Genomic DNA, 14,483 nt, shown 5'->3' with positions numbered 1-14,483 from the left:
ACGGCCCTCCGCAGTGAGGATTTCAGCGGCGCTCGACGGCCTTCGCCACCGCGCCTGCGGCAAGCAGGAACAGTCCGGCGAAGAGCAGGAACGGGTCGTAGAACCCGGTCTGCGCGAGAGAACCCGTCCTCGCGGTGGCTGCGTGCAGGCTGCGCACAGCCCCGTTCAGACCGTGCGTCACGTGAGACACGACCTGAACGCCACCGTTACCGGCGGCCGGGGTGGTTCCGCCATTGCTGGTTCCCGGCGTGCCCGGAGTTCCGGTGCCCGGGGTGCCCGGGGTGCCCGGAGTTCCGGGAACGGTGGGCAGGCCGGGCAGCGATCCAGTGAGCCCTCCGATGACGCCGGGGAGGGATCCGGTGATCCCTCCGATGACGCCGGGGAGGGATCCGGTGACGCCGCCGATGACGCCGGTGACCGCCGGAACGGTTCCGGTCACGCCGCCGATGACGCCGCCGAGGTTGGGCAGGCCCGGGAGGGTCCCGCCGTTGCCCGGGGTGCCACCGGTTCCGGGAAGACCGGGGATCGTGGGCAGGCCGGGGACGGTGGGCAGCCCCGGAAGGCTGCCGGTGATTCCGCTGAGGACGCCGCCGAGGTTGGGCAGGCCGGCGCCGGGGTTCGGCTCGCCGGGGAGGACGCCCGCGAGGGCGCCCGTCAAGCCGCCGAGGTTCGGCAGACCCGGAAGGATCCCGCCGTTGCCCGGGGTTCCCGGGTTGCCGGTTCCGGGGAGGCCCGGGACGGTGGGCAGGCCGGGCAGGTTGCCGGTCAGTCCGCCGAGGATCCCGCCGATGTTGGGCAGGCCCGGGAGGGTCCCTCCGTTGCCCGGGATTCCCGGGTTGCCGGTTCCGGGGAGACCCGGGAAGGTGGGCAACCCCGGGAGGTTGCCGGTAATTCCGCCGAGGACTCCGCCGAGGTTAGGCAGACCTGGCAGGGTGCCCCCGTTGCCAGGGGTTCCGGTTCCGGGGAGGCCCGGGACGGTGGGCAGGCTGGGCAGGTTGCCGGTCAATCCGCCGAGCGCACCGGTGATGGCACCGATGGGCAGGTTCGGCAGACCCGGGAGGGTTTCCCCGTTACCGGGAGTTCCGGGGTTGCCGGTTCCAGGGAGGCCCGGGATGGCGGGCAGCCCCGGAAGGCTGCCGGTGATTCCGCCGAGGATCCCGCCGAGGTTGGGCAGGCCCGGGAGGGTTCCGCCGTTACCGGGGGTTCCCGGGTTGCCGGTTCCCGGGAGGCCCGGGATCGTGGGCAGTCCGGGGACGGTGGGCAGCCCCGGAAGGCTGCCCGTGATTCCGCCGAGGACGCCGCCGAGGTTCGGCAGGCCCGGAAGGGTTCCCCCGTTACCGGGGGTTCCGGATCCCGGGAGACCCGGGATCGTGGGCAGACCGGGGACGGTGGGCAGCCCCGGAAGGCTGCCCGTGATTCCGCCGAGGATCCCGCCGAGGTTGGGCAGGCCCGGAAGGGTTCCCCCGTTACCGGGGGTTCCGGTTCCCGGGAGGCCAGGGATCGAGGGCAGCCCCGGAAGACTGCCCGTGATTCCGCCGAGGACTCCGCCGAGGTTGGGCAGGCCCGGGAGGGTTCCCCCGTTACCGGGGGTTCCAGTTCCCGGGAGGCCCGGGATCGTGGGCAGTCCGGGGACGGTGGGCAGCCCCGGAAGGCTGCCCGTGATTCCGCCGAGGACGCCGCCGAGGTTCGGCAGGCCCGGGAGAGTTCCCCCGTTACCGGGGGTTCCGGTTCCCGGGAGTCCCGGGACGGTGGGCAGGCCGCCGGTCAGGTTGCCGAGGACCGGCAGGGTGACGGAGGCGTGCGGTGCGGTGGTGCCGGTGGTGGGCAGGGCTGCGTCGACGTAGACGTTGGTGCTGTCGGTGCCGATGCGGTCGGTGGTGCTCACACCGTTGGGGCCTGCGGTGAGGTCCCAGACGTCCTTGATTCCGAGGACGTTCAGGTTCTTACCGACGTTCAGGCCGTTCGGGGTCGTGCCGGCGTGAACCGAACCGCTCCCCGGGAGGGGAACCGTGACCACGCCAGGCGTGCCGCCGTTGCCCGGGAGACCCGGAACAGAGGGCAGACCCGGGAGGGATCCGGTCAGACCACCCAGGACTCCACCGAGGTTCGGCAGGCCCGGGAGACCCGGGGTTCCGCCGTTACCAGGCAGGCCAGGCACCGTGGGCAGGCCGCCGGTGATCCCGCCGAGGTTCGGAAGGGTCACCCCGGCGTGCGGGGCCGTGGTCCCGTTCGTCGGGACGGCTGCGTCGACGTAGACGTTGGTGGCGTCTGTGCCGATGCGGTCCGTGGTGGATACTCCGTTGGGGCCGGCGGTGAGGTCCCAGACGTCCTTGATTCCGAGGACGTTCAGGTTCTTACCGACATTCAGGCCGTTCGGGGTGGTGCCGGCGTGAACCGAACCGACGCCGGGAACCGGAATCGTGACCACGCCAGGAGTGCCGCCGGTGCCGGGCAGGCCCGGAACCGAAGGGAGGCCGGGGACGGCCGGCAGCCCGGGGAGCGTGCCGGTGATTCCGCTGAGGACTCCGCCGAGGTTCGGCAGAGCCGGGATCGAGGGCAGCCCCGGAATGGTTCCTCCTCCATTACCTCCGGGGGTGCCGCCGGTGCCCGGAAGCCCGGGCAGGGATCCGCCACCGGGAAGACCCGGGACGGTGGGGAGGCCGCCGGTGATCCCGCCGAGGTTCGGAAGGGTCACGCCGGCGTGCGGGGCCGTGGTCCCGTTCGTCGGGACGGCTGCGTCGACGTAGACGTTGGTGGCGTCTGTGCCGATGCGGTCCGTGGTGGATACTCCGTTGGGGCCGGCGGTGAGGTCCCAGACGTCCTTGATTCCGAGGACGTTGAGGTTCTTACCGACGTTGAGCCCGTTCGGGGTGGTGCCGGCGTGAACCGTGCCGACTCCGGGAACCGGAATCGTGACCACACCGGGGGTGCCACCCGTTCCCGGGAGACCCGGAAGGGATCCGCCCGGCAGGCCCGGAAGGCTGCCGGTCAGGTCGCCGAGGACTCCGCCGAGGTTCGGCAGGCCGGGGAGGGTTCCGCCGTTGCCCGGGGTTCCCGGGTTGCCGGGCAGGCCCGGGAGCCCGCCGGTGATGCCGCCGAGGTTCGGCAGCGTGACCGATGCGTGCGGTGCGGTGGTTCCCGTGGTGGGGACGGCTGCGTCGACGTAGACGTTGGTGCTGTCGGTGCCGATGCGGTCCGTGGTGGACACGCCGTTGGGGCCTGCGGTGAGGTCCCAGACGTCCTTGATTCCGAGGACGTTGAGGTTCTTACCGACGTTGAGCCCGTTCGGGGTCGTGCCGGCGTGAACCGAACCGATCCCCGGGAGGGGAACCGTGATCTCGCCCGGAGCTCCGCCAGTCCCGGGCAGTCCCGGAAGGCCGGGCAGCGAACCGCCCGGAAGCCCCGGAAGCCCCGGAAGTCCAGGAAGGCCGGGGGTGCCGCCGTTGCCCGGGAGGCCCGGAACGGAAGGCAGGCCCGGAACGGAAGGCAGGCCCGGGAGATGCCCGGTGACCCCGCCGATGGTGCCGTTGACGCCGGATGCGACGGAGTCGGTGACCCCGTCGACGGTGTCGCCGACTCCGTTGCCCGCCGCCGTGACGACCGAGCTGACGGTGTCTGCAGCGCCGCTGGCAGCAGCGTGCGTGACGTCGTCGACCGTGTTCGTCACGCCGGTCGTGGCTGCGTCGGTGACGCCGCTGACCGTGTCCGCAGCTCCGTCGGTCGCCGCCTCGGCGGTCTGGACGATGACGTCCGGGACGGACGGCACGGAAGGCAGACCCGGATCCGTGCCGCCTCCTGACGGGACCGTGCCCGTGACTGTGCCGAGCGTGTCGCCGACGAGGTCCGAGACGTCCTGCGTGACCGCGGGAAGACCGCCGGTTCCTCCGCCTCCGCCGCCCTGCGACGGGTCGCAGGCGCCGGCCACGAGGTTCGTGACTGCCGTGAGTGTGCTGTTGACGACATTGCAGCCGCAGTCGGCGCCATTGGGTGGCGCCTCTGCGGCATTTGCCGCCGTCGCGCCGGCGAGAGTGATCCCGCCCGCGATGAGCATGCCCCAGAGAGCACGCTTGACGATGCGATTCATGTTCTCTTTCCTTCTGATCTGGGGATGCGCGAATGCGCGATGACACGTGCCGCCTCAAGGGCGGCCGTGCCCCGATCAGTCGGGAGAGGAGTCGTGGTCCGCGACCGGCGAGACCGGCAGGCGGTCGTCGCCTGCAGATCCGGTGCGGACGGCCAGCAGACGGTCGCCTGCCGACAACGAAGAGATGGTGCCGAAGAGGCGCACGTCGCTCGTGCTGCCACCGGATGCGGATCCGGTGCCCGGCACCCCGAACTCAGAGGTCGGGGAACCCGACGGGTGCTGCGCGGGCGTTGCGGGCGCGGTCGCTGCCGGAGGCGCGGAGAGCGCCGCCGATACGAGCTCGTCGAGGGTGGGAAGCGCACTCTGCGCCCCGTCCCGCGCCGAAGCGAGCGTGACGGGGCGCGGTGAAGCGGGGGAGACCGGGTCTAGGGCGCCGTGAAGACCGGGAATGGCGGGAGATCCGGCCGGATCCGCGACCGGGGAGACCGGCGGCACGGTCGCGGTCGCGCCGCGCACCGTCTCGGTCACGGTTCCGACGGTGCCGTCGATCGAGACGGCGATCCGCGGGAGCGCATCGGTCACGGCGCCGAGCGTCGTGGGCACGCGGTGCAGAACGGCGTTGACCGGCGCGAGCACGGGGCTCAGCGCCGGGACGACCGTGTCCGTGGTCGTCGTGACGACGTCGATCGCGGCGCCGGCGGTCTGGTCGACGCCCTCCACGACCGGGAGGACGGCTTCGACGATCGGCGCGACCAGCGGTGCAACCGGCACTGCGGCCTCTGCGGGCGCGGGTGCCGCGTCCGTCACCGCGTCGACGACGGGTGCCGGAAGCACCTCGGAAACGGTGGTCTGCACGGCCGAGAGCGTGCTCTGAACGGTGGCCGGCGCCTCGACGATCGTGTCCTGAACTGCGCCGACCGTGCTCTGCAACGTGCCGAGGAGGCTCGGAGGCGGCGGGGGTGCGGTCTCTGCAGCCTGCGCGGATCCGGATCCGAAAGCGATCGACAGAGCCACCCAGCCGAGGGCGAAGAATCCGCCCGCGACCGCAGCGGGGACGAATCCCCGTAGCGACCGCGTACGACCCCGCATGAATACCCCCCGATATACCGCCGTTACGGCACAAGGTATTCCCTGCGCAGAGCATCTGTCTAGAGCCACTTGCGGTTGTTCCCGCGGCGTCACCGGATCGAGACCAAGCACTGTCGGACGGATCCCAGGGGGTCGGCACTGACGTAGCGTTGATGTGTGAGTTCTCCCGCCCTCGATGTGGCCGCCGTCCGCGCCGACTTCCCCCTGCTCGCCGAATCCGTGAACGGGGCTCCGCTGGCGTACCTCGACTCCGCGGCGACGAGCCAGAAGCCCTGCGTCGTGCTCGATGCCGAGCGCGACTTCCTGGAGCGCTCCAACGCGGCGGTGCACCGCGGGGCGCACACGCTCGCCGCTGAGGCGACGGAGCTCTACGAGGACGCCCGTGCGACTGTGGCCGGCTTCGTGGGCGCGCACCAGGACGACCTGGTCTGGACGCACGGCGCCACCGAGGGGCTGAACCTCGTGGCGTACGCGATCGGCAACGCGACCCTCGGCCGCGGCCTGCCCGAGAGCGCCCGTTTCGCGCTGCAGCCCGGCGACGAGCTCGTCGTGACCGAGGCGGAGCACCACGCGAACATCGTGCCGTGGCAGGAGCTGGCGGCCCGCACAGGCGCCGTCCTGCGCGTGATCCGGATCCGCGACGACGGATCCCTCGACCTCGATCACGCCGCCGAGGTCATCGGACCCCGCACCCGCGTCGTCGCCTTCACCCACGTCTCGAACGTGCTCGGCATCGTCAACCCCGTGGCGGAGATCGTCGCCCTCGCGCAGGCCGTCGGCGCGCTCACCGTGCTCGACGCGTGCCAGTCGGCGCCGCATCTGCCGCTCGACCTGCCCGCGCTGGGCGTCGATCTGGCCGTGTTCTCCGGCCACAAGATGCAGGGTCCGTACGGGATCGGTGGTCTGTACGGACGTCGTGAGGTGCTCGCCGCGCTGCCGCCGTTCCTCACCGGCGGCTCGATGATCACGCGCGTCACATTCGAGCGCACCGAGTTCCTGCCGCCCCCGCAGCGGTTCGAAGCCGGCACGCAGCCGGTGTCGCAGGCGATCGCCCTCGCCGCCGCCGTGCGGTACCTCGACGACCTCGGCATGGATGCGGTGCACGCGCACGAGAAGGACCTCGAGCAGCGCCTGCGCACCGGTCTCGGCGCGATCGACGGCGTGCGGCTTCTCGGTGCGGCCGACGGGGCCGAGCGCGTGGCGCTGCAGGCCTTCGTCGTCGACGGGGTGCATGCGCACGATGTCGGCCAGTTCCTCGACTCCCGCGGTGTCGCCGTGCGCGTCGGCCACCATTGCGCGGAGCCCGTGCACGCCCGCCTCGGCGTGACGGCGTCGGTGCGCGCCTCTGCGGCGCTCTACAACACGGCCGACGAGGTCGACCGGATGCTCGACGCCGTTTCCGGTGTGCGTGCGTTCTTCGGCGTCTCCGGATCCTCCGATCACCAGGAGGCGCACGCATGAGCGGCCTCGAGGACCTCTACCAGGAGCTGATCCTGGACCACTCCAAGCGCCCGCACGGCAAGGGCCTGCTCGGCGCGGAGGACGATCCGCACACCGCCGAGTCGCACCAGCGCAACCCGATCTGCGGCGACGAGATCACGTTGCGCGCCCGCGTCTCCGACGACGGCGAGCGCATCACCGAGGTGAGCTGGGAGGGATCCGGCTGCTCGATCTCGCAGGCCTCCGCGTCGATGCTCACCGAACTCGTGGTCGGTCACTCGCGGGAAGAGGCGGCGGGACTCATCGACGGCTTCCGCGAGGCGCTGCGCTCTCGGGGCGCGATGGAGCTCGACGAGGACGTCTACGGCGACGCGGCCGCCCTGACCGGCGTCTCCCGCTACGTCGCGCGCGTCAAGTGCGCGATGCTCGGCTGGGTCGCCCTGGAGGATGCGCTGCGCCGGGCCTGACGCGGGGTTCTGCCGTTTCGAAGCGCGCAAATGACCCCTTTCCGGGCCTGGATGGAGCCATTTGCGCTCTTTGAATCCAGGAGGGGAGTCGGCGAACTGTTACGCGGGCTGTTGCGGCCGAGTCTTCGGATCCGGATCCGGTGCTGTACCTTGACACTGTGGCCCTGACCTGTCGTTGTTGTCTCTGAGCGCGATCCGCGCTTCTCCGACGACCACAGACAGCCCTGCGCCCTTCCGGCGCGACCACCGTTCAGGACAACTTCCGTGCGCTACGCCAGCCATGTCGCCGACCTCGTCGGCGCGACGCCCCTCGTCCGTCTCTCGTCCGTCACCGGTGCGACCGCCGAGCGCGGCGCGATCCGCGCGACCGTGCTCGCCAAGGTCGAGTACTTCAACCCCGGCGGATCCGCGAAGGATCGCATCGCACGGTCGATCGTCGATGCCGCAGAGCGCGAGGGACTGCTCCAACCGGGCGGCACGATCGTCGAGGCCACGAGCGGCAACACCGGGGTCGGCCTCGCGCTGGTCGCGCTGCAGCGCGGCTATCGGATGGTGTTCGTGGTGCCGGACAAGTTCGACGGGCCCAAGGTCGCCACGCTCCGCGCCTATGGCGCCGAGGTCGTCGTCACACCCACGTCGGTGCCGCCCGAGCATCCAGAGTCGTACTACTCGGTCGCCGCTCGGCTGGCCCGCGAGATCCCCGGGGCCTTCAACCCCAATCAGTTCGCGAACCAGAACGGCCCTCGCGGGCACTACGAATCCACCGGCCCGGAGATCTGGTCCGACACGGACGGCCGGGTCACGCACTTCGTCGCGGGCATCGGCACCGGCGGCACGATCAGCGGCACCGGCCGCTACCTCAAGGAGGTGAGCGCCGGACGCGTGCAGGTGATCGGCGCGGATCCCGAGGGCTCCATCTACTCCGGCGATGAGATCCACTCCTATCTCGTCGAGGGCGTCGGGGAGGACTTCCTGCCGGCCACGTTCGATCCCGCCGTGGTCGACGGCTACGAGCGGATCTCCGATGCGGAGTCGTTCGCGATGACCCGTCGGCTCGCGCGCGAGGAGGGCCTGCTCGTCGGCGGCTCCAGCGGCATGGCCGTGGTCGCCGCGCTGCGCGTCGCCGAGGGCCTCGGGGAGGACGACGTGGTCGTCGTGCTGCTGCCCGACCACGGCCGCGGCTATCTCGACAAGCTCTACGACGACGACTGGATGACCGGGCACGGGTTCGCCGTGCCCCCGGCCGACCTCGCCGCGGACACGACCCGCGCGCACGACTGAACCCGAGAGGATCCCACCATGACCATCGAGACCGACAAGACCGCCACCGCCGCCATCCACGCGGGCCAGGCCGCCGACCCCTACACCGGCGCGGTGATCCCGCCGCTGCACCTCTCGACGACGTTCGTGCAGGACGGGATCGGCGGCCTCCGCCAGGGCTACGAGTACGGCCGCAGCGGCAACCCGACGCGGGACGCGCTGCAGGCGCAGCTCGCCGCGCTCGAGGGCGGCACGCACGCCTACTCGTTCGCCTCGGGCCTCGCCGCGGAGGACACCCTGCTGCGTGCGATCCTGCAGCCGGGCGACCATGTGCTGCTCGGCAACGACGTCTACGGCGGCACGTTCCGGCTCATCTCCCGGGTGCTCGGCGGCTGGGGGATCACGGTGCAGGTCGTCGACATGAGCGACACCGAGGCGGTTCGCGCGGCCGTCGCCGCGAAGGCCCCGCGCGTGCTGTGGGTCGAGACCCCGTCGAACCCGCTGCTGCGCATCTCGGACATCGCCGCGCTCGCGGAGATCGGACACGAGGCCGGATCGGTCGTCGTGGTCGACAACACCTTCGCCACCCCCGCGCTGCAGCGCCCGCTCGCACTCGGAGCCGACGTGGTCGTGCACTCGACGACGAAGTACCTCGGCGGGCACTCCGACGTGGTCGGCGGCGCGGTCGTGCTGCGCGACGCCGAGCTCGCCGAGAAGGTCGGCTTCCTGCAGTTCGCGGTGGGAGCGGTGTCCGGGCCGTTCGACGCCTGGCTCACCACGCGCGGCATCAAGACCCTGCCGGTGCGGATGCGCCAGCACAACGAGAACGCGCAGGCCGTGGCCGAGTTCCTCGCCGCGCATCCCCGCGTCACGGGCGTCTACTACCCGGGCCTGCCCGAGCACCCCGGCCACGAGCTCGCCGCGCGGCAGATGTCGGGCTTCGGCGGCATCGTCTCGGTCGCGCTGGAGTCGGGCGAGGCCGCCCGTCGCTTCGCCGAGTCGACGCGCGTGTTCCAGCTGGCGGAGTCGCTCGGCGGCGTGGAGTCGCTCGTCAACTACCCCGACGCGATGACGCACGCCTCGGTGCGCGGGACCGAGGCGGCCGTGCCCGTGGAGGTCGTGCGCCTCTCGGTCGGTCTGGAGGACATCGCCGACCTGCTCGCCGACCTGGAGCAGGCCCTGGCCGGCTGAGCGGCCCGCGCCACGGACAAGGGGTTCGGCTCACGCCCGGACGGCGGCCTCCAGCGCCGCCAGCCGGGTGGCCGGATCGCCTGCGAGCTCCAGGATCCGCGCCGCGCCGGTGAGCTCCTCGTCATCGGTCAGCGCGCGCAGCGCCTCATCCATGGCCTCGCGCAGCTCAGGGTCTTCCTCCTCGGGCACGGTGATGCCGTCGTCGAGCCCGAGGAGCACGAGCAGGTCGACCTCCGCCATCGCTTCCGCGGCGAGCGGGGCCTCGCGCCGGAACAGCTCCGCGGCTCGCGAGGACCGGCCCAGGTCGTCGAGCGCGGCGAGATAGGCGAGGAAGTCGAGCGGCCCGCGCTCGGCGATCACGGATCCGGCGAGCTCCGGGTCGAGGAGCCGCTCCGCACTGATCCGCAGCTGCGCGACGAGAGATCCGGATCCGCTTCCCTCGTCCACGAACTCGAACGGATCCGGGAGGACGACGAACTCGGGATGTGCGAGGGAGAAGTCGGAGATCAAGGTGCTCTTGCCGGTGGCGTGCGTGCCGGAGACGACGATGCGCATGTCCGGAGTCTACGGATCCGCAGGTGCTGCAAGGGCCGCTGCGGGCTGCCGCAGGGGTCGCTGCGGTTACCGCGGGGGTTGCAGCGGCCGCGGGGCGCGGGGCTGCAGGCGGGATGCCGCCGGGGCCGTAGCCTGAGGAGATGACGGACATCGCCTGGTCGGACGGACGCTGGACCCACGAGCCCGCAGCGCTCGCCGAGGATCAGGGCGACCTCGTCGTCACCGCCGTCGAAGGCAGCGATGCGTGGCGGATCACGTCGTACGGGTTCGTGCACGACAGCGAGCACGCGCTCGTGGTGCCGTTCGCCGTGGACACGGCCGTGGAGGTGGAGTTCACGGCGGCGTTCTCCGCCCAGTTCGACCAGGCGGGGGCGTTCGTGCGCGTCTCGGACGAGCGCTGGGTCAAGGCGGGCGTCGAATTCGCCGACGGGCGGCCGCAAGTGGGCGCCGTGGTCACCGACGGGATGTCGGATTGGTCACTCGCCCCGGTACCGGAGTGGGTCGATCGTCGCATCCTCGTGCGGGTGAGCCGTGGTACGGACGCGCTCACGGTGCGCGCCGGAATCGTCGGCGAGCCGCTCCAGCTCGTGCGCGTGCTGCCGTTCGCGTCGTCGCTCGTCGCGGAGGCGGGCCCGTTCGTGTGCGCGCCGACGCGGGCCGGTCTTGCCGTGCGACTGCACGCCTGGCGTGTGGTCGAGGCCGACGGCTCGCTGCACTGATCCGTTGCCGGCGCGAGACGCGTCGGTGCGGCCTTCCGATCGGCGGGAACGTGATTCCTCGTGGGGCGCGGAATACCCCTGGGGGGTATATGGTTGTGACCATCGGATACCCGGACGGGGTATCGAACGGAGGAGATGACATGACCACCACCGAGTACCAGGTGACCGGGATGACCTGCGGGCATTGCGAGATGTCCGTGCGCCGGGAGGTCGGCAAGATCGCCGGCGTCGAAGGCATCGAGGTGAGCGCGTCGACCGGCCGCCTCGTGGTGACGTCCACGACGGGTCTCGATGACGCGAGTGTCTTCGCCGCGGTCGACGAGGCCGGCTACCGGGCGGTTCACGCCTGATGAACGCCGCGGGACGACTGGGCCTCTACGGCGCCGGGCTCGCGGCGGCGTTCGCCGTGGCGTTCGGCGCCGCGGCACTCGTCGCCCCGCGCGACGCCGCACCGCAGAACACCATGCACGAGGAGGAGACCGAGATGGGCCAGCACGACGCGCACGGATCCGGCGCACAGGGATCCATGGACCACAGCGCGCACGCGGCGGCGGGGGAGAGCCTCGCAGGCGTGTCCCTCTCCGCCCGCGGGTACACGCTCCCTCCGGTCTCCGCGCCTGGCGCTGTGGGGGAGCTGGGGGCGCTGAGCTTCCGGATCCTCGACGCCGCAGGCGCCCCGGTCACGGCCTACACGCCGCAGCACGAGAAGGATCTGCACCTGATAGTCGTGCGCAGCGACGGCACCGGGTTCCGGCACGTGCACCCCGTGCTCGACACCGCCACCGGCACCTGGAGCATTCCCTGGGCGTGGGACGCCGCCGGGACGTACCGGGTCTTCGCGGACTTCGCGGCCGCGGGTGCGGATCCGGTCACCCTCACCCGCACGATCGACGTCGCCGGCCTGTTCGCACCCGTCGTCCCCGCGACGAGCACCCGAGCGAACGCCGACGGCTTCGACGTCAGCATCGACGGCTCTCTCGAGCCCGGATCCGCCTCCGTGCTGACCGTGACGGTCCGTCGCGACGGCGCTCCCGTCACCACGTTGCAGCCCTACCTCGGCGCCTACGGGCACCTCGTCGCGCTGCGCGAGGGCGACCTCGCCTACCTGCACGTGCATCCGGAAGGCGCGGCTCCGACGCCCGGCGCGACGTCGGGACCCGACGTCCGTTTCTCCGCCCACGTGGGCACTGAGGGCCGCTACCTGCTCTACTTCGACTTCCAGGTGGAGGGAGCCGTGCACACGGCCGCCTTCGTCCTCGACACGACGACGCGCGCCCACTGACCCGGCGCGACCGACCTGCAACGAAAGGAGACGCACCCATGAACGCGAACAGCGTGGAGCTCGAGATCGGCGGGATGACCTGCGCCTCCTGCGCGAACCGCATCGAGAAGACCCTGAACAAGCTCGACGGGGTCACCGCTGTGGTGAACTACGCGACCGAGAAGGCGAAGGTGTCGCTGCCGGACGGGTTCGACCCGTCCACGCTCATCGCCCAGGTCGAGGACATCGGCTATTCCGCCGTGCTCCCGAAGCCCGCGCTCCCCGAGACGGCCGAGGGGCCGGATCCGGAGGCCGATGACCCGGAGCTGCGCTCTCTGCGCACCCGGCTGCTGGTCAGCACGATCCTCACGGTGCCCGTCATCGCGATGGCGATGATCCCCGCGCTGCAGTTCACGTACTGGCAGTGGGCGTCGCTGGCGCTCGCCGCACCCGTGATCGTGTGGGGCGCGTGGCCGTTCCACCGTGCCGCGTGGCTGAACCTGCGTCACGGGGCCGCGACCATGGACACGCTCATCTCGATGGGCACGCTCGCCGCGTTCGGGTGGTCGCTGTACGCCCTGTTCCTCGGCGCCGCGGGCATGCCGGGGATGCGGCACGAGTTCTCGTTCACCCTTGATCCTTCGACAGGCTCAGGAGGTGACGGCAGCGGCAACATCTACCTCGAGGTGGGTGCGGGCGTGACGGTCTTCATCCTGGCCGGACGGTACTTCGAGAAGCGCTCCAAGCGGCGTGCGTTCGCGGCGCTGCGCGCACTGCTCGAGCTCGGCGCGAAGGATGTGGCGGTGCTGCGGCCTTCGGCGGGCCCCGGGACCGGGGCGGGCTCCGGGACAGAAGAGGTCCGGATCCCGATCGCGCAGCTCGCAGCCGGTGACGAGTTCGTCGTGCGTCCGGGTGAGAAGATCGCCACGGACGGTGTCGTCGTCTCCGGATCCTCCGCGGTGGACGCGTCGATGCTCACCGGTGAATCCGTGCCGGTCGAGGTCGGCGCGGGCGACGCGGTGGCCGGAGCGACCGTCAACGCCGGCGGGCGCCTGGTGATCCGCGCGACGAGGATCGGATCCGACACGCAGCTCGCGCAGATGGCCCGACTCGTCGAAGACGCCCAGACCGGCAAGGCCGAGGTGCAGCGCCTCGCGGATCGGATCAGCGGCGTGTTCGTGCCGATCGTGATCGCGATCGCCGTGGTGACGCTCGGCGCCTGGCTCGGAGCCGGCTTCCCCGCCACGGCGGCGTTCACCGCCGCGGTCGCCGTGCTCGTGATCGCCTGCCCGTGCGCCTTGGGCCTCGCCACGCCGACCGCGCTGCTCGTGGGTACAGGGCGGGGCGCCCAGATGGGGATCCTGATCAAGGGTCCGGAAGTGCTGGAATCCACCCGCCGCGTGGACACGATCGTGCTCGACAAGACCGGCACCGTGACGAGCGGGCGCATGGAGGTCACGGGCGTCATCGCGGAGGAGGGAACGGATCCGGCCGAGCTGCTGCGTCTCGCAGGTGCGCTGGAGAACGCGTCGGAGCACCCCATCGCGCAGGCCGTCGCCCGCGCCGCCGTGGCGGCTTCGGCCGCTCGAGCACTCGACGGGACGACCGCGGATCCGCTTCCCGAGGTCGAGTCCTTCCAGAATCTCGAGGGCCGCGGTGTGCAGGGCATCGTCGACGGGCACGCCGTGCTCGTCGGCCGGGAGGCGCTGCTCGCGGACTGGGCGGAGCGCCTGAGCCCCCGGGTTGCGGCCGCGAAGGCCGAGGCCGAAGCGGGAGGCAAGACCGTCATCGCGGTCGGGTGGGACGGATCCGCCCGCGGCATCGTCGTGATCGCCGACACCGTGAAGCCCACGAGCACCGACGCGGTCGCCCAGTTCAAGCGCCTCGGCCTCACGCCGATCCTGCTCACCGGCGACAACGAGGCGGTCGCCCGACAGATCGCCGCGGAGGTCGGCATCGAGGAGGTGATCGCCGAGGTGCTGCCCGAGGGCAAGGTCGACGCGGTCACCCGGCTGCAGGCCGAGGGTCGCGTGGTGGCGATGGTCGGGGACGGGGTGAACGACGCTCCGGCGCTCGCCACCGCCGACCTCGGCATGGCGATGGGCACGGGAACCGACGTCGCGATCGAGGCGAGCGACATCACGCTCGTGCGGGGCGACCTGCGCGCCGCGGCCGACGCGATCCGGCTCTCCCGGCGCACGCTGGACACGATCAAGACGAACCTGTTCTGGGCCTTCGCGTACAACGTCGCCGCGATCCCGATCGCTGCGCTGGGCCTGCTGAACCCGATGCTCGCGGGGGCCGCCATGGCGTTCTCCAGCGTGTTCGTGGTCGGCAACAGCCTGAGGCTGCGCCGATTCCGCTGAGCGCCCCTCCTTCATCGAGTCGTCCCCCTGAGCACGACCTATAGACCGTGC

General features: G+C 71.6%; 11 protein-coding genes. 8 read left to right on the top strand and 3 right to left on the bottom strand.

Features of this window, described 5'->3' with window-relative positions:
• Positions 1 to 22 precede the first annotated feature (22 nt).
• Positions 23 to 4,084, bottom strand: a complete 4,062-nt coding sequence (locus tag ACTJI8_RS06565; RefSeq protein WP_440732617.1) for a beta strand repeat-containing protein — start codon at positions 4,082 to 4,084, stop codon at positions 23 to 25.
• A gap of 75 nt (positions 4,085 to 4,159) precedes the next feature.
• On the bottom strand, positions 4,160 to 5,173 hold the full coding sequence (locus ACTJI8_RS06560) for a hypothetical protein (RefSeq protein WP_440732616.1): 1,014 nt from the start codon (positions 5,171 to 5,173) through the stop codon (positions 4,160 to 4,162).
• 156 nt (positions 5,174 to 5,329) lie between these two features.
• On the opposite strand from ACTJI8_RS06560, the gene ACTJI8_RS06555 reads away from it, so the two are divergent.
• The 4 genes from ACTJI8_RS06555 to ACTJI8_RS06540 all read left to right on the top strand — a co-directional run bounded on the left by ACTJI8_RS06555 (position 5,330) and on the right by ACTJI8_RS06540 (position 9,531).
• Positions 5,330 to 6,634, top strand: coding sequence for an aminotransferase class V-fold PLP-dependent enzyme (locus ACTJI8_RS06555; RefSeq protein ID WP_440732615.1), 1,305 nt, complete (start codon positions 5,330 to 5,332; stop codon positions 6,632 to 6,634).
• Positions 6,631 to 7,080: a Fe-S cluster assembly sulfur transfer protein SufU gene (gene sufU, locus ACTJI8_RS06550; RefSeq protein ID WP_440732614.1), complete on the top strand. Its 450-nt coding sequence runs from the start codon at positions 6,631 to 6,633 to the stop codon at positions 7,078 to 7,080. The genes ACTJI8_RS06555 and sufU overlap by 4 nt, the downstream gene beginning before the upstream one ends.
• 264 nt (positions 7,081 to 7,344) lie before the next feature.
• Complete coding sequence (locus ACTJI8_RS06545; protein WP_440732613.1) at positions 7,345 to 8,361, top strand: pyridoxal-phosphate dependent enzyme; 1,017 nt, start codon at positions 7,345 to 7,347, stop codon at positions 8,359 to 8,361.
• Positions 8,362 to 8,379: 18 nt separating this feature from the next.
• On the top strand, positions 8,380 to 9,531 hold the full coding sequence (locus ACTJI8_RS06540; protein WP_440732612.1) for a cystathionine gamma-synthase: 1,152 nt from the start codon (positions 8,380 to 8,382) through the stop codon (positions 9,529 to 9,531).
• A 30-nt stretch (positions 9,532 to 9,561) separates the two neighbouring features.
• Here ACTJI8_RS06540 and ACTJI8_RS06535 read toward each other — a convergent pair whose 3' ends face one another.
• Positions 9,562 to 10,086: an AAA family ATPase gene (locus ACTJI8_RS06535; protein WP_440732611.1), complete on the bottom strand. Its 525-nt coding sequence runs from the start codon at positions 10,084 to 10,086 to the stop codon at positions 9,562 to 9,564.
• A 140-nt stretch (positions 10,087 to 10,226) separates the two neighbouring features.
• Between ACTJI8_RS06535 and ACTJI8_RS06530 the strand changes: the two genes are divergently transcribed.
• The 4 genes from ACTJI8_RS06530 (at position 10,227) to ACTJI8_RS06515 (ending at position 14,432) form a co-directional block, all read left to right on the top strand.
• Entirely contained in the window at positions 10,227 to 10,805 is a 579-nt protein-coding gene (locus tag ACTJI8_RS06530) for a DUF1349 domain-containing protein (protein ID WP_440732610.1), read from the top strand.
• A 140-nt stretch (positions 10,806 to 10,945) separates the two neighbouring features.
• Positions 10,946 to 11,155, top strand: coding sequence for a heavy-metal-associated domain-containing protein (locus ACTJI8_RS06525; protein WP_440732609.1), 210 nt, complete (start codon positions 10,946 to 10,948; stop codon positions 11,153 to 11,155).
• On the top strand, positions 11,155 to 12,087 hold the full coding sequence (locus tag ACTJI8_RS06520) for a heavy-metal-associated domain-containing protein (protein WP_440732608.1): 933 nt from the start codon (positions 11,155 to 11,157) through the stop codon (positions 12,085 to 12,087). Before ACTJI8_RS06525 ends, ACTJI8_RS06520 begins: the two co-directional genes overlap by 1 nt.
• 38 nt (positions 12,088 to 12,125) lie before the next feature.
• Positions 12,126 to 14,432, top strand: coding sequence for a heavy metal translocating P-type ATPase (locus ACTJI8_RS06515; protein WP_440732607.1), 2,307 nt, complete (start codon positions 12,126 to 12,128; stop codon positions 14,430 to 14,432).
• Positions 14,433 to 14,483: the final 51 nt, after the last annotated feature.

This window comes from Microbacterium sp. 22303 (assembly GCF_052045265.1).
Lineage (GTDB): Bacteria > Actinomycetota > Actinomycetes > Actinomycetales > Microbacteriaceae > Microbacterium.
The sequence above is the reverse complement of the archived record's forward strand: the minus strand, read 5'-3'. Positions and strand labels throughout refer to the sequence as shown.

Bases quoted from the DNA above. Each gene is read 5' to 3' on its own strand.
- ACTJI8_RS06535 (WP_440732611.1), bottom strand. From the start codon at position 10,086: ATGCGCATCGTCGTCTCCGGCACGCACGCCACCGGCAAGAGCACCTTG.
- ACTJI8_RS06565 (WP_440732617.1), bottom strand. From the start codon at position 4,084: ATGAATCGCATCGTCAAGCGTGCTCTCTGGGGCATGCTCATCGCGGGC.
- ACTJI8_RS06520 (WP_440732608.1), top strand. From the start codon at position 11,155: ATGAACGCCGCGGGACGACTGGGCCTCTACGGCGCCGGGCTCGCGGCG.
- ACTJI8_RS06525 (WP_440732609.1), top strand. From the start codon at position 10,946: ATGACCACCACCGAGTACCAGGTGACCGGGATGACCTGCGGGCATTGC.
- ACTJI8_RS06560 (WP_440732616.1), bottom strand. From the start codon at position 5,173: ATGCGGGGTCGTACGCGGTCGCTACGGGGATTCGTCCCCGCTGCGGTC.
- ACTJI8_RS06530 (WP_440732610.1), top strand. From the start codon at position 10,227: ATGACGGACATCGCCTGGTCGGACGGACGCTGGACCCACGAGCCCGCA.
- sufU (WP_440732614.1), top strand. From the start codon at position 6,631: ATGAGCGGCCTCGAGGACCTCTACCAGGAGCTGATCCTGGACCACTCC.
- ACTJI8_RS06515 (WP_440732607.1), top strand. From the start codon at position 12,126: ATGAACGCGAACAGCGTGGAGCTCGAGATCGGCGGGATGACCTGCGCC.
- ACTJI8_RS06540 (WP_440732612.1), top strand. From the start codon at position 8,380: ATGACCATCGAGACCGACAAGACCGCCACCGCCGCCATCCACGCGGGC.